The 23,456-nt window shown below is 69.0% G+C and carries 24 protein-coding genes; 16 read left to right on the plus strand and 8 right to left on the minus strand.

Features of this window, described 5'->3' with window-relative positions:
- The 5 genes from folE to D7W81_RS06655 all read left to right on the plus strand — a co-directional run.
- On the plus strand, nucleotides 1–597 hold a 597-nt coding region (folE, locus tag D7W81_RS06635), incomplete at its 5' end, for a GTP cyclohydrolase I (RefSeq protein WP_438503349.1).
- The gene (locus tag D7W81_RS06640; RefSeq protein ID WP_120554516.1) at nucleotides 594–2,021 is read left to right on the plus strand and encodes an FAD-binding oxidoreductase; all 1,428 of its coding nucleotides are present in this window, start codon (nucleotides 594–596) and stop codon (nucleotides 2,019–2,021) included. The genes folE and D7W81_RS06640, both read left to right, overlap by 4 nt.
- A gap of 230 nt (nucleotides 2,022–2,251) precedes the next feature.
- Nucleotides 2,252–2,992 (plus strand): sigma-70 family RNA polymerase sigma factor, encoded by a 741-nt coding sequence (locus D7W81_RS06645; protein WP_120554478.1) that lies wholly within the window; start codon nucleotides 2,252–2,254, stop codon nucleotides 2,990–2,992.
- A gap of 140 nt (nucleotides 2,993–3,132) precedes the next feature.
- A complete protein-coding gene (locus D7W81_RS06650; RefSeq protein ID WP_120554479.1) occupies nucleotides 3,133–3,873 on the plus strand; it encodes a tetratricopeptide repeat protein in 741 nt (246 codons plus the stop codon).
- The gene (locus D7W81_RS06655) at nucleotides 3,870–5,738 is read left to right on the plus strand and encodes an AMP-dependent synthetase/ligase (RefSeq protein ID WP_120554480.1); all 1,869 of its coding nucleotides are present in this window, start codon (nucleotides 3,870–3,872) and stop codon (nucleotides 5,736–5,738) included. The genes D7W81_RS06650 and D7W81_RS06655 overlap by 4 nt, the downstream gene beginning before the upstream one ends.
- Before the next feature lie 124 nt (nucleotides 5,739–5,862).
- Here D7W81_RS06655 and D7W81_RS06660 read toward each other — a convergent pair whose 3' ends face one another.
- Nucleotides 5,863–6,099 (minus strand): twin-arginine translocase TatA/TatE family subunit, encoded by a 237-nt coding sequence (locus D7W81_RS06660; protein ID WP_120554481.1) that lies wholly within the window; start codon nucleotides 6,097–6,099, stop codon nucleotides 5,863–5,865.
- A 74-nt stretch (nucleotides 6,100–6,173) separates the two neighbouring features.
- Nucleotides 6,174–7,229: a sensor histidine kinase gene (locus D7W81_RS06665; protein WP_120554482.1), complete on the minus strand. Its 1,056-nt coding sequence runs from the start codon at nucleotides 7,227–7,229 to the stop codon at nucleotides 6,174–6,176.
- Between the two features lie 208 nt (nucleotides 7,230–7,437).
- On the opposite strand from D7W81_RS06665, the gene D7W81_RS06670 reads away from it, so the two are divergent.
- The 9 genes from D7W81_RS06670 (at nucleotide 7,438) to D7W81_RS06710 (ending at nucleotide 14,457) form a co-directional block, all read left to right on the plus strand.
- Nucleotides 7,438–7,812: a response regulator gene (locus D7W81_RS06670; protein ID WP_120554483.1), complete on the plus strand. Its 375-nt coding sequence runs from the start codon at nucleotides 7,438–7,440 to the stop codon at nucleotides 7,810–7,812.
- Nucleotides 7,813–7,910: 98 nt separating this feature from the next.
- Nucleotides 7,911–8,240: an SCP2 sterol-binding domain-containing protein gene (locus D7W81_RS06675; RefSeq protein ID WP_120554484.1), complete on the plus strand. Its 330-nt coding sequence runs from the start codon at nucleotides 7,911–7,913 to the stop codon at nucleotides 8,238–8,240.
- Between the two features lie 90 nt (nucleotides 8,241–8,330).
- The gene (locus D7W81_RS06680; protein ID WP_120554485.1) at nucleotides 8,331–9,509 is read left to right on the plus strand and encodes a CaiB/BaiF CoA transferase family protein; all 1,179 of its coding nucleotides are present in this window, start codon (nucleotides 8,331–8,333) and stop codon (nucleotides 9,507–9,509) included.
- A gap of 147 nt (nucleotides 9,510–9,656) precedes the next feature.
- A complete protein-coding gene (locus D7W81_RS06685; RefSeq protein WP_120554486.1) occupies nucleotides 9,657–9,953 on the plus strand; it encodes a hypothetical protein in 297 nt (98 codons plus the stop codon).
- Entirely contained in the window at nucleotides 9,950–10,909 is a 960-nt protein-coding gene (locus D7W81_RS06690; protein WP_120554487.1) for an acyl-ACP desaturase, read from the plus strand. The genes D7W81_RS06685 and D7W81_RS06690 overlap by 4 nt, the downstream gene beginning before the upstream one ends.
- Nucleotides 10,909–11,274 (plus strand): holo-ACP synthase, encoded by a 366-nt coding sequence (locus D7W81_RS06695; RefSeq protein WP_120554488.1) that lies wholly within the window; start codon nucleotides 10,909–10,911, stop codon nucleotides 11,272–11,274. Before D7W81_RS06690 ends, D7W81_RS06695 begins: the two co-directional genes overlap by 1 nt.
- Nucleotides 11,275–11,313: 39 nt before the next feature.
- Complete coding sequence (locus tag D7W81_RS06700; RefSeq protein ID WP_120554489.1) at nucleotides 11,314–11,763, plus strand: acyl-CoA thioesterase; 450 nt, start codon at nucleotides 11,314–11,316, stop codon at nucleotides 11,761–11,763.
- On the plus strand, nucleotides 11,760–12,677 hold the full coding sequence (locus tag D7W81_RS06705) for an alpha/beta fold hydrolase (protein WP_120554490.1): 918 nt from the start codon (nucleotides 11,760–11,762) through the stop codon (nucleotides 12,675–12,677). The genes D7W81_RS06700 and D7W81_RS06705 overlap by 4 nt, the downstream gene beginning before the upstream one ends.
- A gap of 28 nt (nucleotides 12,678–12,705) precedes the next feature.
- Nucleotides 12,706–14,457, plus strand: a complete 1,752-nt coding sequence (locus tag D7W81_RS06710) for an AMP-binding protein (RefSeq protein ID WP_120554491.1) — start codon at nucleotides 12,706–12,708, stop codon at nucleotides 14,455–14,457.
- A gap of 32 nt (nucleotides 14,458–14,489) precedes the next feature.
- Here the strand turns inward: D7W81_RS06710 and D7W81_RS06715 are convergent, their stop codons facing one another.
- From D7W81_RS06715 to D7W81_RS06730, 4 genes are read right to left on the minus strand one after another with little or no spacing between them, the layout of a single operon-like run.
- Nucleotides 14,490–15,599, minus strand: coding sequence for a hypothetical protein (locus tag D7W81_RS06715; protein ID WP_120554492.1), 1,110 nt, complete (start codon nucleotides 15,597–15,599; stop codon nucleotides 14,490–14,492).
- Nucleotides 15,600–15,651: 52 nt separating this feature from the next.
- The gene (locus D7W81_RS06720; protein ID WP_120554493.1) at nucleotides 15,652–16,215 is read right to left on the minus strand and encodes a MarR family winged helix-turn-helix transcriptional regulator; all 564 of its coding nucleotides are present in this window, start codon (nucleotides 16,213–16,215) and stop codon (nucleotides 15,652–15,654) included.
- Nucleotides 16,215–19,367: an efflux RND transporter permease subunit gene (locus D7W81_RS06725; protein WP_120554494.1), complete on the minus strand. Its 3,153-nt coding sequence runs from the start codon at nucleotides 19,365–19,367 to the stop codon at nucleotides 16,215–16,217. The genes D7W81_RS06720 and D7W81_RS06725 overlap by 1 nt, the downstream gene beginning before the upstream one ends.
- Before the next feature lie 35 nt (nucleotides 19,368–19,402).
- Entirely contained in the window at nucleotides 19,403–20,503 is a 1,101-nt protein-coding gene (locus D7W81_RS06730) for an efflux RND transporter periplasmic adaptor subunit (protein ID WP_120554495.1), read from the minus strand.
- Nucleotides 20,504–20,837: 334 nt separating this feature from the next.
- On the opposite strand from D7W81_RS06730, the gene D7W81_RS06735 reads away from it, so the two are divergent.
- Nucleotides 20,838–21,977: an acyl-CoA dehydrogenase family protein gene (locus D7W81_RS06735; RefSeq protein WP_120554496.1), complete on the plus strand. Its 1,140-nt coding sequence runs from the start codon at nucleotides 20,838–20,840 to the stop codon at nucleotides 21,975–21,977.
- Here D7W81_RS06735 and D7W81_RS06740 read toward each other — a convergent pair whose 3' ends face one another.
- Both D7W81_RS06740 and D7W81_RS06745 read right to left on the minus strand, forming a co-directional pair.
- Nucleotides 21,978–22,265: a hypothetical protein gene (locus D7W81_RS06740; protein WP_120554497.1), complete on the minus strand. Its 288-nt coding sequence runs from the start codon at nucleotides 22,263–22,265 to the stop codon at nucleotides 21,978–21,980. It abuts the gene before it with no gap.
- Between the two features lie 52 nt (nucleotides 22,266–22,317).
- On the minus strand, nucleotides 22,318–22,725 hold the full coding sequence (locus tag D7W81_RS06745; RefSeq protein WP_120554498.1) for a hypothetical protein: 408 nt from the start codon (nucleotides 22,723–22,725) through the stop codon (nucleotides 22,318–22,320).
- A gap of 81 nt (nucleotides 22,726–22,806) precedes the next feature.
- Here D7W81_RS06745 and D7W81_RS06750 point away from each other — a divergent pair, with 81 nt between their 5' ends.
- Entirely contained in the window at nucleotides 22,807–23,448 is a 642-nt protein-coding gene (locus tag D7W81_RS06750) for an SAM-dependent methyltransferase (protein ID WP_120554499.1), read from the plus strand.
- The last annotated feature ends 8 nt before the right edge of the window (nucleotides 23,449–23,456 follow it).

Raw genomic sequence — 23,456 nt, forward strand, 5'->3', positions numbered from 1 at the left:
GCCCTGGCCCCTCGCGCCGTGCGCCCCGACCCCGCCGCCATGGCCCGGGCGGTCCGCGACTTCCTCACCGCCGCGGGGCTCGACCTCCAGGACGTGAACCTGCTGGACACGCCCACGCGCGTGGCCGACGTGTGGGCGAACGGCTTCCTCGACGGTTACGGCCGCACGCCCGAGGAGGCGCTCGGGAAGACGTACCCCGCGCCCGCGGACTCCTCGGGAGAGCTGGTGGTGGTGACCGACCTGCGCTTCCACTCCATGTGCCCCCACCACCTGCTGCCCTTCACCGGCCGCGCGCACGTGGCCTACGTGCCGGGTTCTCGCGTGGTGGGCTTCGGGCGGCTCGGGTCGCTGGTGGACTGCTTCGCGCACCGGCTCATCCTCCAGGAGGACCTGGCCCGGCAGGTGGCGCGTTCGCTCGCCCGCGTGCTCGACAGTCCCGCCACCGCCTGCATCCTGGAGGCGGAGCAGGCGTGTCTGCGCCTCAGGGCCGACCACCAGCGCGACGCCGTCACCCACGCGGAGGCCTATGAAGGACGCCTGCGCCGCGACGGCCCCCTGCGCCGCGAGCTGTGGGCCCGCCTGGGAGCGCGCAGATGAATCCCGCCGCCCGGACCTTCGAGCGGGTGGCGCCCGAGCGCGTGGCGAAGGTGCTGGAGGCCCTGGCGGCCGTGCTGTCCGACGGCCAGGTGAAGCGCGACGCGGACACGCTCGACGCCTACGCGCGCGACGAATCCGACAGCGGCGTGTACCGGCCCGACGCCGTCCTCCTTCCGGAGACCACCGCGCAGGTGTCCGCCATCTTCAAGGCGTGCCAGGCGCACGGCGTGCCCTTCACCCCCTGTGGCGCGCGCAGTGGGAAGAGCGGCGGCTCGCTGCCCCTGAAGGGCGGCATGGCGGTGAGCCTGGAGCGCATGAACCGGATCCGCTCCATCTCCTCGGAAGACCTCACCGCGGTGGTGGAGCCCGGCGTGGTGACGGGCGACCTGATGAAGGCGGTGGAAGCCCAGGGCCTCTTCTATCCACCGGATCCGAACTCCTGGGAGTTCTGCACGATGGGCGGCAACGTGGCGGAGAACGCCGGCGGCCCCCGTGCATTGAAGTACGGCGTCACGCGCGACTACGTCATCGGCCTGGAGTGGGTGATGCCGGATGGCGAGGTGCTGCGCGTGGGCCGGCGCACCATCAAGGGCGTGGCCGGCTACGACCTGGTGGGGCTCTTCGTCGGCTCCGAGGGCACGCTCGGCGTCGCCACCGAAATCACGGTGCAGCTGATTCCCCTGCCTCGCCAGGTGATGACCGCGCTGGTGGTGTTCCCCTCCGTCCTGCAGGCCGCGCGGGGCGTCTCCGCGGTGCTCGCGGCCGGCATCCTGCCGCGCTGCCTGGAGCTCATCGACGAGGTCGCCGTCCAGGCCATCGTGCACCGGGGCAGCTTCCAGTTCCCTCCGGACGCGGGCGCGGCCCTCATCGCCGAGGTCGACGGCAACACCCCGGAAGGCGTCTTCGCGGAGCTCCAACTGTTGGGGGGCATCTGCGATGGGCACGGGGCCACCCAGACCCTGGTCGCGCAGGACGAGTCCCAGCGCGAGAAGTTGTGGGCCGCCCGGCGGGTCATCTCTCCGGCGCTGCGCGCGCTGAAGCCCGCCAAGATCTCCGAAGACATCGTGGTACCCCGCTCGAAAATTCCCGAAATCATCGAGCGGCTGAAAAAGATGGGCGCGGAGCTGGGGCTCACCGTGGCGACCTATGGCCACGCGGGCGACGGCAATCTGCACGCCAACATCCTGTACGACGGCCCCACCCAGCGCCCTCTCGTCGACGAGGCGCTGCGCCGCATGCTGGTGCTCACCGTTGAGTTGGGCGGCACCATCACCGGCGAGCACGGCGTAGGACACGCGAAGCGGGAATACCTGGCGCTGGAGCAGGCTCCCGCGCTGCTGGAGCTGCAGCGCCGCCTGAAAGCCTTTTTTGATCCATCAGGCCTGCTCAACCCCGAGAAAATCTTCCCCGCTCCCAAGCGTTGAAGACTCCGTGGCCGGAAACGTAGGTGCTGTCCCACCCGTCGCGTCGCACGCTTCCAGAGGCCCGGAAGGGCAACCGCGTGACGGGCTTTTGACAAGGGTAAGCGGGCGAAATGCCCTTCTTGGAAGGAATGAGAAACCCTTTCCGCCGTTGCGCGTCCTAGTAACAGATGGACGCGGTTCGTCGGGGGATTCATCGCGTCCGGCAGTTACGAACGGAAGGACGGGAAATCATGGCCAACTCGACGAAGTACGCGGCAGAGGGCCTTTCGCATTACCTGCGTCACCTGGGTGGGCATCACCAGCTCACGCGTGAGCAGGAGTACGAGCTGGCTCGCCAGGCCCGCAAGGGTGACGAGAGCGCCCGACAGACGCTCGCCAGCTCCAACCTCGCTTTCGTGGTCGCCGTGGCGAAGAAGTTCGCCAACCGCGGTGCCCGCCTGGATGACCTCATCCAGGAAGGCAACGTGGGCCTGATGAAGGCCATCGAGCACTTCGACCCGAAGAAGAACGTGCGCTTCGCCACGTATGCCGTGTGGTGGATCCGCGCCTACATCACCCGCTATCTGAAGGACAACCGCAGCCAGGTGCGCGGTGGCGAGGCGGAACGCGGCAGCATGGTGGACTTCTCGCTGGACGCCACCATCGACGAGGAGGGGGAGACGACCTTCCTCGACCGCATCGAGGACGGCGGTCCCTCGCCGCAGGAGACGTTCCTCTCCCGCGAACAGGACACGGAAATCCAGGAGGCCCTGGCCAAGGTGCGCAAGCGCATTGGCGACCTGGGCTGGGACATCCTCCAGGAGCGCCTCACGCAGGACAAGCCGCTGACGCTGGAGGAGCTGGGCCAGCGCTGGGGCGTGTCGCGCGAGCGCGTGCGCCAGGTGGAGCTCAAGACGAAGAACTTCCTGGAGCGCTACCTCATCGCGTTCAACGAGAACGAGGAGCACACCGCCACGGCCGACGCGGCCTGACGCGGCAGGCAGCAAACTGTTGCACCGGTGACGGGGTCTGGCGGGGTGTTCGCACCTTGCCGACCCCGTCTTCTTTTTTGCCGCGCTGCGTCTGGCGCGTTCGGTTGATGGTGGGCGAGCGTGCGTGCTAAGGCATTTCGATGCGCTTGAAATTGCTTGCCCTTTGGGTGCTTTGGGCCATCCCAGCACACGCTGCGGATCCCGCGCTGCTCGAACAACTCGACGCGTTGTACGCGAAGCGCAGTGACGCGGAGTCCGTGAAGGCGCTGGACAAGGACGTGTCCGAGGCGCTGAAGGCCGCGCCGGACGACTTCGACCTGGCGTGGCGCAAGGCGCGCATCCTCCAGTGGCAGGCGGACGGCGCCACGGAGAAGAAGCTCAAGATGGTCCTGGGCAAGCAGACCTGGGAGGCCGGGGACAAGGCCTCCAAGCTCCAGCCCGCGCGCGTGGAGGGCTACTACTTCGCCGCTTGCGGCATCGGCTCGTACTCGCAGGCCGTGGGCATCATGAAGGCGCTGGGCGACGGGCTGGAGGGCAAGTTCAACGAGCGCCTGGACACCGCGCTGAAGATTGACCCCACGTACGAGTACGGCGGTCCCTGGCTGGTCAAGGGGCGTTACTTCTATGAGCTGCCCTGGCCCAAGCGCGACCTGGGCAAGTCCGTGGAGTACTACCAGAAGGCCATCGCCAAGTTTCCGCAGTCGCTGCGCGCGCACTTCTACCTGGCCGAGACGCTGTTGAAGGACGGCAAGGCGAAGGACGCGAACGCGGCCATCGAGAAGGTCAAGCAGGGAAGCACCGCGTACAACCCCGCGGAGGGGCAACGCGTGCAGCAGTGGGCCAAGAAGGTGGATGCCGACATCCAGGAGGAGCTCAAGTGAGGGCAGAGAGTCAGGTCACGACGGCTCCCGCAGCGGGCGGGACGCAGGAGCAGAACCTCGTCCAATTGCTCGTTCAGCGGGCCCAGAACGCCTCCAAGGTGGGGGTGACCCACAAGAAGGACGGGCGCTGGCAGGACGTCACGTACGCGCAGGTATTGGAGGACGTGAAGGCACAGGCGGCGGGCCTCATCGCCCAGGGCGTCCAGCCCGGGGACCGGGTGGCCATCTTCGCCAATACCAGCCTGCAGTGGATCATCGCGGACCTGGCCATCAGCGCGGCCCAGGCCATCACGGTGCCCATCTACGGCTCCAACACGCCGGATGAGTGTCACTACATCCTGAACCACTCGGAGACGAAGCTGCTGCTCGTCGACTCCGATGAGAAGGACGCCAAGCAGGCCGGGCGCCTGTCGCGCGTCCGCTCCAAGCTGGGGGACATCCCCGCGCTGCAGAAGATCGTCGTGTTCGAGGGTCCCGTCTCCGGCGACAAGGAGATCACGCTCGCGGACATGGTGGCTTCCGGCAAGGGGCACCCGCAGGCGGCCGAGTCCGCGTTCGCCGAGCGCGTGGCGCAGGTGAAGTCGGACGACACCAACCTGCTCATCTACACCTCCGGCACCACCGGCGCGCCCAAGGGCGTCATCCTCACCCACGGCAACTGGGCCTACGAAGCGAAGGCCACCCAGGCCATGGGCATGATGAAGCCCGAGGACTCCGTCATGCTGTTCCTGCCCCTGGCGCACGTGTTCGCCCAGGTGGTGAAGGCGGCGTGGCTGTCCATGGGCTTCCGGCTCATCATCGCGGAGTCGGTGGACAAGCTGCTGGCGAACCTGGCGGAGACGCGCCCCACGGTGCTGCCGTCCGTGCCGCGCGTGTTCGAGAAGGTCTACAACAACGTCGTTGCCAACGGCTCCGCGGCGCCCGGCATGAAGGGCAAGCTCTTCAAGTGGGCCTTCGGCCTGTTCGACGAGTACGCCGAGGCCAAGGGCCAGGGCCGCGAGTACAGCTCGCTCCAGTTCACCCTGGCGAAGAAGCTGGTGTTCTCCAAGGTGCGCAAGACGCTGGACGAGAAGCTGGGCGGCAACATGCGCATCTTCATCTCCGGCGGCGCGCCGCTGTCCCGGAAGATCGCCTACTTCTTCGACCTGCTCGACCTCAAGGTGCTGGAGGGCTACGGCCTCACGGAGACGAGCGCCCCGTGCAACGCCAACCGGGTGGAGAAGATCAAGATCGGCACCGTGGGCCCGCCGGTGCCGGGCACGGAGATCAAGATCGCCGCGGACGGCGAGATCCTGGTGCGTGGCCCCTGCGTGATGAAGGGCTACTACAAGAACCCGGAAGCCACCCGGGAGGTGCTGGACGCGGATGGCTGGTTCCACACCGGTGACATCGGCGAGGTGGACTCCGACAGCTACCTGCGCATCACCGACCGCAAGAAGGACATCATCGTCACCGCGGGCGGCAAGAACGTGGCGCCTCAGAACATCGAGAACACGCTCAAGACCTTCCCGCTCATCAGCCAGGCCATGGTGTACGGCGACAAGCGGCCGTTCCTGGTCGCGCTGATCACCGTGTCCGAGGAGCCGGCGCGCAAGCTGCTGGAGGACAAGGGCATCGCGGTGGGCACCTACGCGCAGAACTCCCAGCGGCCGGAGATCAAGACGGCCGTCGAGGAGATCATCAAGAAGGTGAACGGGGAGATCCCCCCGTACTCCAGCATCAAGAAGATCGCCGTGATGGACGCGGACTTCACGCAGGAGACCGGTGAGCTCACGCCCACCCTCAAGGTGAAGCGCAAGGTCGCCAGCCAGAAGTACATCAAGACCATCGACGCCATGTACGAGGGCGCGAAGGTCATGGACTGACGTACCAACGCCCGACGCCCGTCCTTGGCCGCTTCGAAGCGGTCACGGTACGGGCGTCACGGGTGAACGTCAGCGCTGTCTTTCCGTCAGGGGCGGGGCCTTCAAGGGCCCACCCGGACGGGCTTCAGGCGTGATGGCTGGGCGACTTCGCGGCGACGTCCTTGTCCACGTTGCTGGACGCGGACAGCGTGCCGGGCTTCTTGTCGCTGGCCTCGTCCTTGTCCTCGTCGGTGGAGAAGCCGCGCTTGAAGTTGCGGAGCGCGCTGCCCAGGGACGAGCCGAGCTGCGGCAACCGCGAACCGCCGAACAGCAGCAGCAGCGCCGCGAAAATCAGGAGAATCTCAGGAAGCTTCAAACCCATGGCTTCGCTCCTCGCGAAATGCGCGGGGAGCATACCGGTGGGAGGTGGGTCGCGCTAGCAACTCCCACGGGCGCTCACGCCTGCCAGCCCGCTGGCTGCCCGAGTTCTCCTGATGCGGACAATGACACCGGCAGCGTGAGGAAGAGGGTGGTGCCGCCCGCGTCCGCCTGGGCACCCACCTGGCCACCGTGGGCCTCCACCTCCTGCCGGGCCAGGAAGACGCGCAGCGGATCCTCCAGCTTCCGTTCGCGGAAGGCGCGCTCCTCGCACTGGAAGACGGCGCGGGTGTCCTCTTCCTGAACGGCGGCGCCGTCGCGGCGCACCTCCACCCGCACCTGATGGCCCAGGCGCGCGGCGCGCACGTGGAGCGACTCGCCCGGCTGCGCGCGTCCCAGCAGGTGGTGCACGAAGGCCTCCACCGCGTGCTGGATGCGGCCCGCGTCCACCTCCACGTCGGGCAGCTCCGGCAGCTCGTCCAGCACCAGCCCCACGTTGGCGGCGGTGGCGGCGGCCTGCGTGCGCTCCACCGCGGCGTCCAGGATGGGCAGGAGCGGTTGACGCTCACGCTCACACGCCAGCGCCCCCAGCTCCGCGCGGCTGGAGTCGAAGAAGTCCTGGGCGAAGGAGAGCGCCCGGTCCGCGTTGCGCAGGATGGTCTCCAGCCCGCGCTGCGCCTTGGGCTCCAGCGGGATGCGCCCGTTGAGCAGCAACGCCGCGTACGAGCGGATGTTGGCCAGCGACCCGCGCAGGTCGTGCGAGGCAAGCGACAGGTAGCGCACACGGTCCGTGATGCCCTCGCCCACCGGTGCGGCCCCGGACACGGGGGACGCCGTCTGGCCCGCGCTCCAGGGCACCGGCAGCGCCCACACCAGCCGTCCGCCGTCCTCCAGCGTCTCCTCGCCCACCAGCAGGGTGCGGTCCTCGCGCTCCCACAGGTTCCGCTCGCCTTCCTTCCGGCGGAAGCCCGCGGCGGCCATCAGCCCGTCGATGCCGCTCGCCCCCGGCGCGGGGGGCAGGGCCTCCAGCCCCAGGTAGTCCAGGAGCAGGGGACCGAGCAGGCGTGGCGTCCCCTGGCGGGGCAGCAGCGCGAGCCCCGGCGCCGCTTCGTTGCCTTCCGGTGTCTCCCCCATCCACGTCACGCGGACCTCCCCTGCCCGGGCCTCGAATCAACGGAAGGGTGGGCAGTGACTGTCGGTTTTGCAACGGGCTCCCACTCCGAGGGAACACCCCTTGATTTCTTGCACCCGTAAGGCCAGTGATGATGAAAGATCGTCCCCTGGTAGCGGTATCGAGGAGACACCTCTGACCTCGCTCAACGCACAGCATTCTGGCGCACCCGTGGTTCTGGTCGTGGACGATGATCCCGACATCCTGGAGGCCCTGTCGGAGATCCTCGAAGCCGAGGGCTTCGAGATCCGCCGGGCCCGCAACGGCAAGGAGGCCCTGGAGCGCCTGGAGCCGGACCCTCCGGACCTCATCCTGTTGGACTTGATGATGCCGGTGATGGACGGCTGGGAGTTCGCCCAGCGCATGCGCCAGAAGCCGGACTTCGCGGCCATCCCCATCATCGTCCTCAGCGCGGACCGCAACGTCGGCAGCAAGGCGAAGGACATTGGCGCGATGGGACACCTGGCCAAGCCCTTCGAGCTCAACGACCTCCTGTCGATGGTCCGACAGTCGCTCAGCCCCCCCGTGGACACGTCGCGCGTCTGAGCACGGCGCATGGGGCCGTGCTTGACCCCACGGTGGGGCGCCACTACGGTCCGCGCAGGCTTGATTCACCAATCAACGCTGATCAAAAGGAGCGAGTCATGGCGACCGCGAAGGACATCATCGAGACGGAGATCCCCAGCAAGCTTCAGGCGAAGCCGGAGCTGGCGAAGGACATCAACGCCATCATCCACTTCGACGTCGCTGGCGACGGTGGCGGCAAGTGGACGCTGGACACCACCAAGTCCGAGGGCTGGGTGTCCGAGGGGCTCAACGGCGCGTCGAAGATGACGGTCTCCGTCAGCAACGACGACTTCGTGAAGATCCGCGAAGGCAAGCTGAACGCGCAGATGGCCGCCATGCAGGGCAAGCTCAAGTTCAAGCCGATGGACATGGGCCTCGCCATGAAGCTGGCGAAGCTGCTGGCCTGAGCCTCTCCGTATCGTGTCGTACCGACGGCGCGTCACCCTCGCGGGGACGCGCCGTCTGCATGTCTCCATCTCCCCCTGGAGCCCCCTCCCATGGCTGAGCCGTCTTCCCCCCTCGCGGGCCTGCGGGTGCTGGACCTGTCACGCCTGCTGCCCGGCCCGTACGCCACGCTGGTGCTGGCGGACCTGGGCGCCACCGTCGACACCGTGGAGGACCCGGACGTGGGGGACGCCACCCGCCACATGCCGCCGCACCGCGACGGCGAGGGCGCGCTCTACTACGGGCTGCACCGCAACAAGCGCTCGCTCACGCTGAACCTCAAGACGCCGGAGGGGCGCGACGCGCTCCTGCGCCTCGTGTCCCGCTACGACGTGCTGGTGGAGAGCTTCCGCCCCGGCGTGATGGACAAGCTGGGCCTGGGCGAAGCGGTGCTGCGAGGGAAGAACCCGCGGCTCATCTACTGCGCCATCTCCGGCTACGGCCAGACGGGGCCGGACCGGCTCAAGGCGGGGCACGACCTCAACTACGTGGCCCGCGCGGGGCTCCTGGGCTACGGCGGCGAGGCCGGTGGCGCGCCCGCGTTCCCTGGCGTGCAGGTGGCGGACATCGGCGGGGGAAGCCTCTTCGCGCTGGTGGGCATCCTGGCCGCGCTGTACGAGCGCGAGCGCACCGGCGTGGGCCGCTTCGTGGACGTGTCCATGACGGACGGCGCGCTGGCGTTCCTCCACCTGCACCTGGCCTCACGCCTGTTCATGGGGCAGGCAGGCACGCCGCTCCAGCGCGGCACCGAGGCGCTCAACGGCGGCTATCCCAGCTACGGTCTGTACCGCACCGCGGACGACCGCTGGCTCGCGGTGGGCGCGCTGGAGCCCAAGTTCTTCGGCGCGCTCTGCGCGAAGCTGGGCCGCCCGGAGCTGTTGGACGACGCGTACACGGGCGGTGAAGCCGGTGCGCGCGTGAAGGCGGAGCTCACCCGCATCCTCGCGAGTGAACCCCTGGCGCACTGGAAGGAGCAGCTGTCCGGCGCGGAGTTCTGCGTGGAGCCGGTGGCGGAAGGGGACGAGGTGCTGGCGGATCCGCAGCTGCGCGCGCGCGGCCTCTTCGCGGAGGCGGATGATGCGCAGCGCGGCATTCGCGTTACGCACCTGCTCACGCCGCTGCGCATGGGCGACGTCGCACTGCGTCCACCGCCCACGCTGGGACAGCACTCGCGCGTCATCCTGGAGGACGCCGGTTTCACGTCTGAGGAAATCTCGCACCTGATTGCATGAATGCCGTGTGAAACGACGTGCGAAGTCGTGTTCGCACGCGGATCCAAAGTGACCCGTTGCTGATTGACAGCTCTGGGGCCACAGTTAGATCTTTCCGGTTTTCTGACTGGGAAATCGACTTTCAAGCCCTGGGAAGGAAGGTCCCCCGTGCCCGACGCGCAGGAGCTCGAGTCATACATCCGAAGGAAGTTCGCGGAAAACGTGGGTCTCACGGAGGCGGAGCTGTTCTCCGAGGACCTGACTCTCTCCACGCTGATCACGCGCTCCGAGCGCATGACCAACAGCGTGGACCTGATGGAAGCCTTTGCCCGCACGTCCAACGGGCTTCGCAAGGATTTTGGACTGCGGGTGCGCCTGCCCGCGTTGTCCCTGGATACGCCGGTGTCCAAGGTCCTGGCGGTGTTCATGGGCGAAGTCACGAACCCGGAGCGGAAGTCGGCATGAGTGTCCTGGCGCGCAGCCTTGAGCACGAAGAACCCCCCGTCGCCTCCCCCCAGATCGTGCCGTCCGAAGGCCGCCCGGCCATCATGGCGGAGCTGTACGACGCCCTGACCCAGAAGGGCCTGTCGCTGGTGGACATCACCTGGGAACAGCAGCGGCTGCACGAATCGCGGCGCTGGAGCGTGGTGGAGATGCTCTCCACCGTGGACTTCACGCACGTGGGAGAAGCCGACCGGCACCTGGTGTGGAACGCGGGGCGCGCGGAGTTGACGACGAAGCCGGGCGCGGACCGGTTGGAGCGGCTGGCGGACGTGGAGTGCCGCCGGTGGCAGGAGAAGAACCCCACCGTCGCGGCCATCATGCAGGCGTGCGGCACGTGGAGCCGCTACTGGAACGAGGAGGAGGCGCACCACGAGACGGCGTTCAACCGCCTGTCCACGGTGCTGCGGCTGGAGCGCATCTCCGACGCCACCTTCATCGAGTTCCGCAAGGTGTTCCCCGACGACGACATGCTGCGCACGCTCACGCTGCTGTCCATCTCCGAAGTCGTCGCGGCGGTGGACTACGGGCAGTGCTCGCAGATGGTCCAGGACCCGGGCCTGCGCGCGTTGTTCAAGCAGGTGGCCGCGGACGAAGTGCAGCACATGAACTACTTCGTCTCCTTCGCCAAGGCGCTGGTGGACAGCGGCGCGTACCATGCGAAGGAGGCGTTCGCGGTGGCGCACCTGTTCCTGCGCGACGGCGGTGAGCTGCACGGCAGCAAGCGCGAGCGCGTGGAATCCCGCGACACCCACGTCAACTGGTGGGATCAGCTGGAGCACCGCGAGGGCTTCTACGCGCCGGACGCGCTGCGCAAGAAGGAGCAGCTCATCTTCCACGCGCTCAAGCGGATCACCGGCATCACGGTGACGTCGCGCGAGGGCGTGGAGGACACCTGGATGGACCTCGTCGGGTGTTGATGGGCCTGGGCCACGACCTCCAGGCCATCACGGAGCTGGAGGCCGCGCGGGCCCTGCGGGAGCCGGACGTCTTCTTCACCGCCGCGGAGCTCGCCCACTTCGAGCACGCGGCCAACCCGGTGGAGAGCCTGGCGGCGGGCTTCAGCGCGAAGGAGGCCCTCTTCAAGGCGCTGCCCGCCGTCGAGGGTTGGTTCTGGACGGACGCCGAGCTCGTCCACGACGCCCGGCACGCGCCGCGCTTCCGGTTCCACGGCACACTCGCGGCGCACCTGGCGCGCGAGGGCCTGCAGGTCGCTGTCTCGCTGTCGCATAGCGGAGGGTTCGTCTCCACGGTGGTCCTCGTGACGCGCGCTCCGTCCCCCTGAAGTCGCCGCTCCCCCCGGCGGCAAAGAAGGACATCCCCCGTGCACTTCGAAGAGTCCTCCCTCACGCTGCGCGTGCGCCCCAATGACCTGGACATCCTGGGGCACGTAAACAACGCCACCACGCTGGAGTACCTGGAGGCCGGCCGTTGGGCCTGGTTGGAGCGGCAGGGGCTGACGCGCGGGGGCCCGGTGGTGGCCGTGGTGTCGCGCGTGGAGGTGGACTACCGCCGGGAGATTCCCCCGGGCGACGTGGTGGTGCACACGGAGCTGGAGTCGCCCGCGGCGGATGAGCTGGAAGAGGATGGCCTCAACTACCGCGCGCGGTTCCGCCAGCGCGTGTTCCTCTCCGTGGATGGGCCGCTGGCGGTGGAGGCGCTGGTGAGCGTGGCCTTCCTGGATGCGCGGGCCCGGTCGCTCGCGTCGCTGCAGCAGTTCCTGGACGCCGCGCGCGCCGCCCCGGTGGCCGCCGTCGAGGAGCCGCGCTCTTGAGCACGAACGCGAAGCCGGAGTTCGCCTCGCAGGAGTTCTGGGTGCCCACGTCCGGTGAGCACGCGCTGCACGTCGTGGAGGCGCGCACGTCCGCGACGCCGGCCTCCGCGCCTGGCGTCCTCTTCGTGCCGGGCCTGTTCTCCGACGGCCGCTTCTTCCTGGGCGGGCAGGGGGATGGCGCCGCGCGCACCTTCGTGGACGAGGGCTGCGTGGCCTACGTCGCGTCCCTGCGCGGGCATGGCAAGAGCCGCTGGCCCGCGAAGCGCGCGTACGACTGGAGCTTCGACACGTACGTGCGCCACGACATCCCGGACCTGGTGCGGGCCGTGCGCGCGCGTCACGCCGGACCGCTGTTCCTCCTGGCCCACAGCATGGCGGGCTACGCGGCGCTGGCGGCGCTGGGCGTGGACCCCTCGCTCCAGGCGTCGCTGTCCGGTGTCGTCACGCTGTCCTCGGCGGTGAATGACTACACCGACGGCGGGTTCAAGAAGCGCTTCCAGCTGGGCTTCTCCTCCGCGGTGGCGGGGCTTTTGGGGCGCTTCCCGGCGAAGGCGCTGAAGCAGGGGCCCTGGGATGAACCCGCGGGCGTGATGCGGCAGTTCACGGACTGGGCGCCCACGGGCGCGTTCCGGAGCGCGGACGGCGCGACGGACTACTGGAGCGCGCTGACCCAGGTGACGCTGCCGGTGTTCGCGGGCGTGGGCGCGGCGGACCTGTTCCATGCGTCGCCGGTGCGTGCGCAGAAGCTGGTGGTCCACCTGGGCAGCGCCCGCAAGGAGCTGGCCGTGCTGGGACGCGCGCAGGGGCTGAGCTGGGATGCGGGGCACTTCGACGTGGTGCGCGGAGAGCGTGCCCGCGCCGAGGTCCTGCCCCGCGTCCTCACGTGGATGCGCCAGGTGGCGCCCGCGCACTGAAGCAATCCGAGGAGGGGAGATTTTCCGCATGCTCGACATCATCCAGCGGTTGGAGTCGGTGGATCCGCGACGCGGCCTGTTTCTCTACGAAGACTTCATCGGCCCGCCCGAGTTCGTGCCCTACCGGGAGTTCGCCTCCCGGGTGGCCGGAGCGGCGGAGCACTTTCGCGCGCGGGGCGTGGCACCGGGCACGCGCGTGGTGCTGCCGTTCGAAACGTCCTCGTCCGTCATCTTCGCCTTCCTGGGGTTGATGGAGCTGGGCGCGGTGCCGCTGTCCGTGAAGCCGTACATCCTGAGCACGCCGAAGGGGCCCTACCGGGACTTCCTCGCGCGCATCCGCGAGCGCTACGGCGCCCTGCTCGTGCTGGACGTGCCGAGCCTGGCCGGGCTGGAGCTGCCCCTGGAGCGGCTGCCGCTGCCGCCCGCGGGTGCGAAGCGAGTGGGGGTGAAGCTGCGCGAGGTGGCGCCCGGAGAGCTGGCGTTCGTGCAGTTCTCGTCGGGGTCCACGTCGTTCCCCAAGGGCGTGCCCATCACCCAGGAGAACCTGGCCGCGAACCTGCGGATGATCACCCGGCACGACGGCCGCACGTCCGAGGACCGGGTGACGAGCTGGCTGCCGCTCTACCACGACATGGGGCTCATCGGCGGGCTGCTCACCTGCATCGCGGTGGGCAATGACCTGCTGTTGTCCCAGCCTGCCTCGTTCCTGATGGACCCCATGGGCTGGCTGGAGCTCATCTCCACCGAGAAGGTGATGGGCTCCGTCATCCCCAACTTCGCCATCGACTACGCGCTGAAGACGCTCAAGGAGGCGGACGCGGCCGACCTGAAGCGGCTGGACCTGTCGCGCGTGCGGAGCATCTACCTGGGCAGCGAGCCCATCAACATCCCCAACCTGGAGCAGTTCCTGGCCATCCTCGCCCCGTGCGGCCTGCGGCGCGACGTGTTCATGCCCTGCTACGGCATGGCGGAGACGGTGCTGATGGTCGCGAGCGTGCCGCCGGGCCAGACGGTGCGCGTCATCACCGCGCCCAACGGCCAGCCCGCCATCTCCGTGGGCCAGCCGCTGACGGAGTTCGAGGTGCGGCTGCGCGCGGAGGACGGCCGCCTGTGCGGCGAGAGCGAGATGGGCGAAATCGAGCTGCGCGGTGGCAGCCTGGCGCCGTCGTACTACCTGGACGACCGTCCCCTGCGCGGCGAGGAGGGCTACTACGCCACGGGCGACCTGGGCTTCCAGCAGGGCGGCGAGCTCTTCATCACCGGGCGCATCAACGACCGCATCAAGGTGAACGGCCAGAGCTTCTTCTCCGCGGACTTCGAGCAGGCCGTGGAGCGGCTGGGCTTCATCCGCCCGGGCCGCACCGCCGTCATCCAGGTGAAGGGACGCCTGGTGGTGCTGGCGGAGGTGAACCACCCGTCCGCGCTGGAGCGCCTGGAGGACAGCCGCAAGCAGGTGTGCCAGTCGGTGCTGGAGACGGTGGGCGTGTCGCTCGCGAAGGAGGACGTCCTCTTCATCCGCTATGGCCAGCTCCAGAAGACGAGCAGCGGCAAGCTCCAGCGCCGCGCCATCACGGAGGCCTATGAGCAGGGCCGCATCCGCACCGTGACGCCCATGGAGCTGCGCGCGGACCTGCTCCAGATGCGCGCCCAGCGGCTCGTGCTGGGCTCGGTGATGGTCGCGCGGCAGCGGGGCCGCCGGTGGATGGCCTCCGGGAAGGCCGCGCTCTCCGCGGGCCTCCAGCGGTTCAGGCCGGGAGGCCAGCGTCAGGACGGGCCCTGAGGCTCGGTCGAGGCTCGGCCGAGGCTCGGGTTTCAGCGCGCCTTCGCGGAGGCCCACAGGTCCCAGCCGCGCGCCGCGTGGCACGCATCGCCCACCAGGTCCAGGGCGAGCTGGGGCTGTGTCCGGGCCAGGGCCCCGGTGTCGCGGAAGGCGCCCGTGGCCTCCAGCCGGAGCGTGGCGCTCGCCAGCGCGGCCTTCGCTTCTTCCACCGCGCGGGCCTGCGAGGGCGTGGGCTTCCAGCCCGTCTCGTCCCGGTAGCGCCCCAGCGCCTCCAGGAAGTGGCCGTGGAACTTCACCATCTGCACCAGCACTGGGACGCGGTACGCGGGCGCGGCGGTGAGCGCGGCCTCGTACTGCCGCGACTCCGAACCCAGCCGGTACACCAGCACGTCCACCTGCGCGTCCAGCCGCGCGCCCCACGCCTTGCGCACGGCGGGGAAGCGCGCCCAGCCCGCGACGGCCTGGAAGAAGTGGAGCCCTCCGCACGGGTGCGCGTAGATGCCCTGCTTGTTCTTGGGCACCTGGGGCAGGCCCGCCTTCATGCCCCGGGCGAGCTCCGCGTTCGCGGACTCCAGCGTGGCGAGCGCGGTGTCCATCACCGCGTCCATGCGCACCGTCTCCCCCGCGCCGTTGACGAATGAGCCCCCGGGCTCCAGCACGTGCGACAGCGCGTCCAGCGCCCACGCTCCGTCCGGTGACGCGGCGAGCGCGGGGCGGAAGCCGTGCTGGAGCGAGGCCACCAGCTCGCGCAGCGTCACCTTGCCCCACGCCGTGGGGAACGTGTGCGAGCGCGGGAGGCCCGCGAGCAGGAACGTCTTCACCTGGAGCGCCGGGTGTGGCTCCACGGGCGTGCCGTCAGGCGTGAAGGCGTCGAAGAAGTAGCGGGCCGTGCCCCCCGCGTCGGGGGCCTCGCGGCGCAGGAACCCCGCGACGATGGCGTCCGAGGCCGGGCGGCCGTCGCGTGCGCGGAAGGCCTTCCCGTCCAGGTCCATGCCGTGCGCGAGCGCCCAGGGACGTGAAGGGTCCGCCGCGTGCGTGCGGCACTGCGCGTGGAGCACCGCGGACGCGGAAGGCGCGGCGGGGGAGGGTGGGGGCGCGGCGCTCAGGCCAAGCCCGAGCAGGGCCACGAAGGAGGGGAGCATGGGCGCGGGCAGTGTCGCAGCCCGCGCCCCTCCACGCACCTGCCGTGCCCGTTCAGCGAGGCGGAGCGGCGGCCTTCATGCGGGCGAGCATCCGCTCGATGATGCCGAACAGCGCCTCGCGGTCGTCCTCGGGAAGCAGACCCATCAAGCGGCGGATGCCTGCGTCCGTCATCAGCTGGATGACCTTGTAGATCTCACAACCCCGGTCGGTGAGCTTCGCGGTGACGGCGCGGCGGTCCTCCGCGTCCCGGCCGCGCTCCACCATGCCCATGTCCTCCAGGCGGTCCACCACGCCGGTGATGGTCTTCTTGGTGATGCCGATGCGCTGGGCCAGCACGCCCACCTGGATGGGACCGTCCATGCCCAGCCAGCCCAGGGCGTGCACCTGCGTGGGGGTCAGCCGCATGTCGTCGCAGAGGCTCGCCAGCGGATCCCTCAGGGAGCGGAAGTGGGCCAGCTCCCGGATGAGCCCCATGAAGCGGCGCGAGTCCGGCGTGGACTGGTCCCCTTCCTGGAGCAGGTGCTCCATCGCGGCCTTCTCGTCGGCGGCCTCATCCTTCCCCTCGGAGCGCACTTCGGACTCCGAGGGGGAGGTGATGGAGGTGGGGCGGCGCATCAAGCCGTCTCCACGCGCGCCGCGGCGGCCGCCGCGGCTTCCCGCTCACGGTCCTGGTTGACCGGACCGTGCGACGTGCCAGAGCCGCCCGCGAAGCCGGCGTCGCTGCCCTTGTTGCGCTTGAAGCGCGCGGCCAGCTGATCCAGCAGCGAGTACACCACCGGCACCACGCCCAGCGTGAGGAACGTGGAGGTGATGAGGCCGCCGATGATGGTGATGGCCATGGGCGCGCGCGTCTCCGCGCCGTCGCCCTTCGCGATGGCCACCGGGATCATGCCGGCGATCATCGCGATGGTCGTCATCAGGATGGGACGCAGACGGACCGGGGCGGCCTCGAGGAGCGCCTCGTGCGCCGTGCGGCCCTTCTCACGGACCTGGAGCGTGAAGTCCACCAGGAGGATGCCGTTCTTCACCACCAGGCCCATGAGCATGATGACGCCGATGAGGGCGAACATGGACATGTACTGGCCCGTGATCAGCAGGCCGCCAATGGCCCCGATGAAGGCGAAGGGCAGGGACAGCATGATCGTGAACGGGTGGATGAGGCTTTCGAACTGCGCCGCGAGGATCATGTAGATGAGGATGATGCCCAGCAAGAGCGCCGTGCCGAACGCGGCCACCGACTTGCCCAGCTCCTTCGCGTTGCCTTCCAGTTCGCCCACGACGCTCTTGGGCAGGTCCGTGGAAGCGTAGCCCTGCATGTAGGTGATGGCGTCGGAGAGCGCGTAGCCCTCCTTGAGGTTCGCCAGCATGGTGATCTGCCGCCGCTGCGCCTGACGGTCGATCTGCACGGGCCCTTCCGCGGGGACGATGCGGCCCAGGTTGCGCAGCTCCACCAGCTGCCCGGACGGCGCGCGCACGGCCAGCTGGCCCAGCGCGTCCGCGGAGGCCAGCGTCTCCGGCGGCAGGCGCAGCTTCACCTCGTACGTCTCACCGCCCTCGCGGTAGTCCAGCACCTTGTCCCGGCCCAGGTAGGAGCGCAGCGTGGCGCCCAGGGACGCGGCCGGCACGCCCAGCGTGGCCGCGCGGTCGCGGTCCACCTGCACGTCGTACTGCGGCTTGCCGGAGCGGTACGTCATGTCCACGTCGGTGAGGCCCGGGTTCTTGAGCATCGCCTGGCGCATCTTCTCCGCGGACTCCGTCAGCTCCTTCCAGTTGTCGCCGCGCAGGTTGAACTGCACCTGCTGCGAACGCGCGCCACCACCTGACACCGCGGCCACGTCCTGCACGGCCACCACGACACCCGGGGGCGCCTTGATGGTCTGGCGCAGGTAGGCCTTCAGCTCGCTCTGCTTGAAGGCGCGGTCACCCACCGGCTTCAGGTTGATGAGGACCTCGCCCTTGTGGACCTCCTCCTGCACGCCGCCGCCCGCCGTGGTGAACGTGGACGCGATGCCCGGCAGCGCCTGGACCTGGGTCGCGAAGGTGTCCAGCTGCGCCTGGGTCTCCTGGATGGTGGAGCCGATGGGCAGCTCCACCGTGAGCTTGATGTTGCCGTTGTCCTGCTCCGGGATGAACGTGAACTTGAGGAACCGCATCATGCCGAAGGTGAGGACGAGGACGCCCACCGCGACGATCATCGTGATGAGGCGGTGCCGCAGGATGCCACCCAGGATCTTCCGGTAGCCGTTCTCCATGCCCACCAGCACCTTCTCCACCTTGGCGGAGATGCCCGTCGGGTGGCTGTGCTCACGCAGGAGGCGCGAGGACAGCATCGGCGTGAGCGTCATGGACACCACGTAGGAGATGAGCGTGGCCACGGCCACCGTGACGCCGAACTGGTAGAAGAACTTGCCGATCATGCCGTCCATGAAGGCCACCGGGATGAACACCGCCACGATGGCCAGCGTCACCGCGAGCACCGCGAGGGCAATCTGTCCGGCGCCCTCCAGCGCGGCCTGCATGGGCGAGGCGCCCTCTTCCATGTGACGGACGATGTTCTCGATGACCACGATGGCGTCGTCGATGAGCAGACCGATGGACAGGGTCAGCGCGAGCATCGTGATCATGTTGAACGTGAAGCCCAGCGCCGCCATCACCGCGAACGTCCCCACCACGGACACCGGCAGCGCGATGGCCGCCACGATGGTGGAGCGCAGGTTGCGCAGGAACACGAGCACGATGAGCACCGCGAGCACGCCGCCCAGGATGAGGTCCTCCTGCACCGCGTGGATGGACGAACGGATGAACCGCGCGTTGTCCGTCACCGTCTCCACCTGGATGCCGGCGGGCAGCGTCTTGTTGATCTCCGCCAGCGACTCCTGGACCAGGTCCGCCACCTGCACCGTGTTGGAGCCGGACTGCTTGCGCACCACCAGCGCCACCGCGCTGCGCGCGCCGCTCTTCGCGCCGGAGCGCTGCTCGGCGGGACCGTCCACCACCTCCGCGATGTCGCGCACGCGCACCGGCGCGCCGCCCGCGCTGGTGATGATGATGTTGCGGATCTCCTCCACGCTCTTGGCTTCGGAGGTGAGGCGCACCACGCGCTCACGGCCGCTGTCCATGCTGCGGCCGCCCGGGACGTCCAGGCTCTGGGCCTTGAGCGCCTGGCTGACGTCGCTGATGGCCAGGCCAAAGCCGCGCAGCCGGTTCGGGTCCACCACGAGCTGGATCTCCCGCTCACGGCCACCGACGATGTCGATGCTGCCCACGCCCGGGTTGCGCTGGAGCGCCGGCTTCACGATGTCGTCCGCGACGCGCGTCAGCTCCTCCACCGGCAGGGCGCCCGCGAGCGCCAGCGTGATGATGGGGGCGGCGCCGATGTCGAACTTCTCGACGACGGGCGTCTCCACCTCATCCGGCAGCTTGCTCAGCGTGGCCTGGACGCGGTCGCGCACGTCCTGCGCCGCGATGTCCACCTTGGTGGACAGCTTGAACTGCACGACGATCTGCGAAACGCTCTCCAGGTTGATGGACTTGAGCGTGTCCACGCCGTTGAGCGTGTTGAGCGCCTCCTCCAGCGGGTCGGAGACGTTCTTCTCCATGGACTCCGGGTCCGCGCCCGGAAGCACGGTCGTCACGGTGACGACGGGGAAGTCGACGTCGGGGAACTGGTCCACGCCGATCTTCGGATAGGCGAACAGGCCGAACACCACCACCGCCAGCATCAGCATGGCGGTGAAGATGGGCCGTGAAATGAAGGTCTTGAGCATTCAGATACCCAGAAAGTAGAGGGGAGGGAGGACCGCTACTGCGCGACGCGCACGGCGGTCCCTTCCTTGACGTTCAGCGAGGCGTCGGCGAGCACGCGCTCTTCCGCCGACAGGCCCTGCAGCACCTTCACGTAGCCGGGCAGCACCCGCTGCACGCGCACGTCGCGCTTGCGCACGGTGCCGTCCTGCACCACCCACACGAAGCCGTCCTGGCCCTTGCTGCTGACGGCCTGCGCCGGCAGGAACAGGCCGTTGCCCGCGTCACCCGCGGCCTTGGAGAAGTCCATCTCCACCAGCGCGCCGGGGCGCAGCGGGCGCTCCGGGGTGCCCGTCACGTCCGCCAGCACCTCCACGGTGCGGCTCTGCGCGTCGATGACGGCGCCCACGTTGGCCACCTTCGCCTCGAAGCGCATGCCGCTGGGGTTCACGGTGCCCGGCGTCACGGTGCCCGGCGCCACGTTGTCGATGACGGACTCCGGCACCAGCATCCGGATCTCCAGCCCGTCCGCGTCCACGATGGAGAACACCGGGGTGGAGGGCGTCATCGCCACCGAGTCACCCACGTTCTTGTTGCGCGCGGTGATGATGCCGTTGAAGGGCGCGATGATGGAGTGATCCCTCAGGTTCTCCACCGCCAGCCGGTACGCCGCGCCGGCCTGGGCCGCCTGGGCCGCGGCCTGCTTCTGGCCAATCTCCGCCTGCTCCAGCGCGTTGGCCGCGATGCCGCCGGACTCCGCCACCTTGCGCATGCGCTCCAGGTTGCTGGAGGCCAGCTGCAGTCCGGCCTCCGCCATGTCCTTGGCCGCCTTCGCCTGGTCCACCGCGATGCTCACGTTGGACGTGTCCAGCTGCGCCAGCACGTCGCCCTTCTTCACCTTGTCGCCCACCCGGACGTTCACCTTCGCGAGCGTGCCCGTCGCCTGGGGACCCAGCACGGCCTCCTGCTTGGAGCGCACCTGGCCGGTGACGCGCGTCACGTTCTGCTCCAGCTCGGTGGCCGGCGTGATGGCCTTGACGCCCAGCGCGGTGGAGCCTTCCTGCTGCGCCGGAAGCTGCGCCTTCTCCGCGCCCGCCTTCGAGCAACCCGCCGCCGACACCGCCACGGCCACCACGGCTGCCAAGATTCGCTGATTCACGCGTCCGAACTCCTGCCGGTTCGCCGGCGGGACACCCGCCCTGGCTCCTGCTCCGGCTAATTCTTTGTGGGCTAGAAATTACCGACACTCGATTATCTGTCAAGAGGATACTCCGGAGTGCGGACTATCCACTCCTCAGTCATCCTGCGGGCTTGGCCGCTTGCCCCCTGGGGCTACAGACTTCTTCACAACACCGTCACCGGCGCGCTGCGTTACCCGCGAGGAGGGGTTCCAGGCGTGGCCTGGACGGGGGGCGTCGCTTGTGGCTGACGGCGGGCGCCTGCTATTGACTCGCGAATCAACCCGATGCCGGGGCAACCCCGGAGGACTCGCGATGCTCAACCCGTTCACCGAGGAGCATGAGGCGTTTCGCAGGTCGGTGCGCGCCTTCGTGGAGAAGGAGATGGCGCCCTACGGTCTGGAGTGGGACCGGGCAGGCATCTTCCCGCGGGAGCTGTTCAAGAAGTGCGGCGAGCTGGGCTTCCTGGGCATCAGCCACGACCCGAAGTTCGGCGGCAGCGGCCTGGACTACTGGTACGTGACGGCGTTCGCGGAGGAGCTGTCCCGCAGCCGCAACGCGGGCGTGAACATGGCGCTCCTGGTGCAGAGCCAGATGGCCACGCCCATCATCAACGAGATTGGCACCGACGAGCAGAAGCGTGAGTTCCTGGAGCCCGCGCTCAAGGGCGAGCGCATCGCGGCGCTGGGCGTGAGCGAGCCGGGCTGCGGCTCGGACGTGGCGAGCATCAAGACGACGGCGCGCCGGGACGGCGACGACTACGTCATCAACGGCTCCAAGATGTGGATCACCAACGGCACGCGCGCGGACTTCATCACGCTGGCGGTGCGCACCGGTGAGCAGGGCTACGGCGGCATCTCGCTGGTGACGTTCCCCACGGACGTGAAGGGGTTCGGCGTCTCCAAGAAGCTGGACAAGGTGGGCAACCTGTCCTCGGACACGGCCATCCTCTACTTCGAGGACTGCCGCATCCCCGCGCGCTACGTGCTGGGCGAGGAGAACCAGGGCTTCTACCACATCATGACCAACTTCCAGGGTGAGCGCCTGGTGGGCGCCATCACCACGGTGGGCGGCATGGACCGGATGCTGGAGGACGCGCTCCAGTATGGCAACGAGCGCGAGGCCTTCGGCCGGCCGCTCATCAAGTTCCAGGTGTGGCGCCACAAGTTCGTGGAGCATCTGACGGCGGTGGAGGCGGCGCGGCGGCTCAACTACTACGCGGTGGACCTCTACGACCGGAAGGAGAACCCGGTGAAGGAGATCTCCATGGCGAAGCTCTTCGCCGGAGACCTGGCCCAGCGCGTGGCGTACGACTGCCAGCAGTTCTTCGGCGGCATGGGCTACATCGAGGAGACGCCCATCGCGCGCATGTGGCGCGACGTGCGGCTCATCACCATCGGCGGCGGCACCTCCGAGGTGATGAAGGAGATCATCTCCAAGCTGTACGGCTTCTAGCTACTTCCTGCCGAAGAGGGCCTCCGCGGCGCTGAGCATCGCGTCGCGTGAGGCCTTCTGGTGCAGGCCGCCTTCGCCCAGCTGGAAGAGCTCGCAGAAGTTGGCCTCGTCCTTGTCGCGGGGGGCTTCCGCGAAGGGCTCCTTGCAGGCCTTGGCCACGGACTCGTCGAAGTGCCGGCAGTTGCGGCACGAGCGCAGGTCCTCTTCACAGCTGGGGCACGTGGCGCTCCGGCCCACCTGGTTGGCGATGATGTCGAGCGTGTGTCCGCAGTGCGCGCAGCCGGGCATGGCGGTCCTCCCCGTCGGATGGTGACGGGGGCGCATCCTGCCAGAGTCCTGCCTAGCGCTGGACGCTGGGCGTCAACGCCGGGGCGGGCAGGGAGGAGGCTTCCTGGGGCCGGCGCAGCTCTCCGGTCGCGTCCAGCAGCTGGTCGTCCAGCCGCTTGAGGAGGAAGAGGACGTAGGCGGACAGGGCGGACAGGACGGCGGCCATGATGCCCAGCAGCATGCCGCGCTGCCAGCGGTGGGCCTGCTCCATCACGACGCGCCGTTCCTTGAAGGTCTTCAGCTGGGCGTCCACGGAGGAGCCGTCCAGCTTCTGGGCGAAGTCGGAGGCCTGGGCGCTGCCCCGGGCCATCAGCCAGCGGCCCTCGGCCTGGAGCCCCTCGGCGCGCGCGTAGCAGAACGCGGCCCCGCCCGCGAAGAACAGGGAGATGCACAAGGCCGCTGTCACGCTCCGGGTGCCCATGCCACCAACCCTCCGGACTATCCGATGGCGCGACCCGCCGAACAGGCCGCGACTGCTCCGGCTTTCCGAAGACAGTAGCGGATGCTAGGGACGGCGTCTGACATGGGCAAGCCCTACCGTCCTAAAGACCACTATTTCCAGAAAGCCAAGCAAGAGGGACTGCGCGCGCGTTCCGCGTTCAAGGTCGACGAGATCCTCAAGCGCTTTCCTACGTCCGTGAAGAAGGGCGCGGCGGTGCTGGACCTGGGCGCCGCGCCGGGCGGGTTCCTCCAGATATTGGCGGACGCGGTGGGGATGCACGGGCGCGTCATCGGCGTGGACATCTCGGCCATCCGGCCGTTCTCCCAGAAGTGGGTGACGACGGCGGTGCTGGACGTGCTCGCGGACGACTTCGACGCGAAGCTGGCCGCGCTGTACGACGGTCCCTACGACGCGGTCATCTCCGACATGGCGCCCAAGACGTCCGGCATCAAGGGCACGGACGAGGCGCGCAGCCTGCGGCTCGCGGGCAAGGCGCTAGAGGTGGCCGCCGCGCGCGGCAAGCCCGGCGGCACGTTCGTGGCCAAGGTCTTCATGGGCGGCGACTTCGAGGCCTTCCGCGACGAGGTGCGCAAGCACTTTGAAGAGGTGAAGATCGTCCGCCCGGAGGCCACGCGCGGCGCCAGCATGGAGGTCTACGTGGTGGGGCTGCGGCGCCGGGCCCCCGCGCCCGCCGCTTCCTGAAACAGCGA

It is taken from the genome of Corallococcus aberystwythensis (assembly GCF_003612165.1).
Taxonomy (GTDB): Bacteria; Myxococcota; Myxococcia; order Myxococcales; family Myxococcaceae; genus Corallococcus; species Corallococcus aberystwythensis.

Excerpts from the sequence above, each read along its gene's own strand:
- D7W81_RS06645 (WP_120554478.1), top strand. The coding sequence starts at position 2,252 with ATGGCCAACTCGACGAAGTACGCGGCAGAGGGCCTTTCGCATTACCTG.
- D7W81_RS06690 (WP_120554487.1), top strand. The coding sequence starts at position 9,950 with ATGAGTGTCCTGGCGCGCAGCCTTGAGCACGAAGAACCCCCCGTCGCC.
- D7W81_RS06710 (WP_120554491.1), top strand. The coding sequence starts at position 12,706 with ATGCTCGACATCATCCAGCGGTTGGAGTCGGTGGATCCGCGACGCGGC.
- D7W81_RS06650 (WP_120554479.1), top strand. The coding sequence starts at position 3,133 with ATGCGCTTGAAATTGCTTGCCCTTTGGGTGCTTTGGGCCATCCCAGCA.
- D7W81_RS06720 (WP_120554493.1), bottom strand. The coding sequence starts at position 16,215 with ATGCGCCGCCCCACCTCCATCACCTCCCCCTCGGAGTCCGAAGTGCGC.
- D7W81_RS06640 (WP_120554516.1), top strand. The coding sequence starts at position 594 with ATGAATCCCGCCGCCCGGACCTTCGAGCGGGTGGCGCCCGAGCGCGTG.
- D7W81_RS06660 (WP_120554481.1), bottom strand. The coding sequence starts at position 6,099 with ATGGGTTTGAAGCTTCCTGAGATTCTCCTGATTTTCGCGGCGCTGCTG.
- D7W81_RS06745 (WP_120554498.1), bottom strand. The coding sequence starts at position 22,725 with ATGGGCACCCGGAGCGTGACAGCGGCCTTGTGCATCTCCCTGTTCTTC.
- D7W81_RS06715 (WP_120554492.1), bottom strand. The coding sequence starts at position 15,599 with ATGCTCCCCTCCTTCGTGGCCCTGCTCGGGCTTGGCCTGAGCGCCGCG.
- D7W81_RS06750 (WP_120554499.1), top strand. The coding sequence starts at position 22,807 with ATGCTAGGGACGGCGTCTGACATGGGCAAGCCCTACCGTCCTAAAGAC.
- D7W81_RS06695 (WP_120554488.1), top strand. The coding sequence starts at position 10,909 with ATGGGCCTGGGCCACGACCTCCAGGCCATCACGGAGCTGGAGGCCGCG.
- D7W81_RS06740 (WP_120554497.1), bottom strand. The coding sequence starts at position 22,265 with ATGCCCGGCTGCGCGCACTGCGGACACACGCTCGACATCATCGCCAAC.
- D7W81_RS06725 (WP_120554494.1), bottom strand. The coding sequence starts at position 19,367 with ATGCTCAAGACCTTCATTTCACGGCCCATCTTCACCGCCATGCTGATG.
- D7W81_RS06680 (WP_120554485.1), top strand. The coding sequence starts at position 8,331 with ATGGCTGAGCCGTCTTCCCCCCTCGCGGGCCTGCGGGTGCTGGACCTG.
- D7W81_RS06675 (WP_120554484.1), top strand. The coding sequence starts at position 7,911 with ATGGCGACCGCGAAGGACATCATCGAGACGGAGATCCCCAGCAAGCTT.
- D7W81_RS06735 (WP_120554496.1), top strand. The coding sequence starts at position 20,838 with ATGCTCAACCCGTTCACCGAGGAGCATGAGGCGTTTCGCAGGTCGGTG.
- D7W81_RS06665 (WP_120554482.1), bottom strand. The coding sequence starts at position 7,229 with ATGGGGGAGACACCGGAAGGCAACGAAGCGGCGCCGGGGCTCGCGCTG.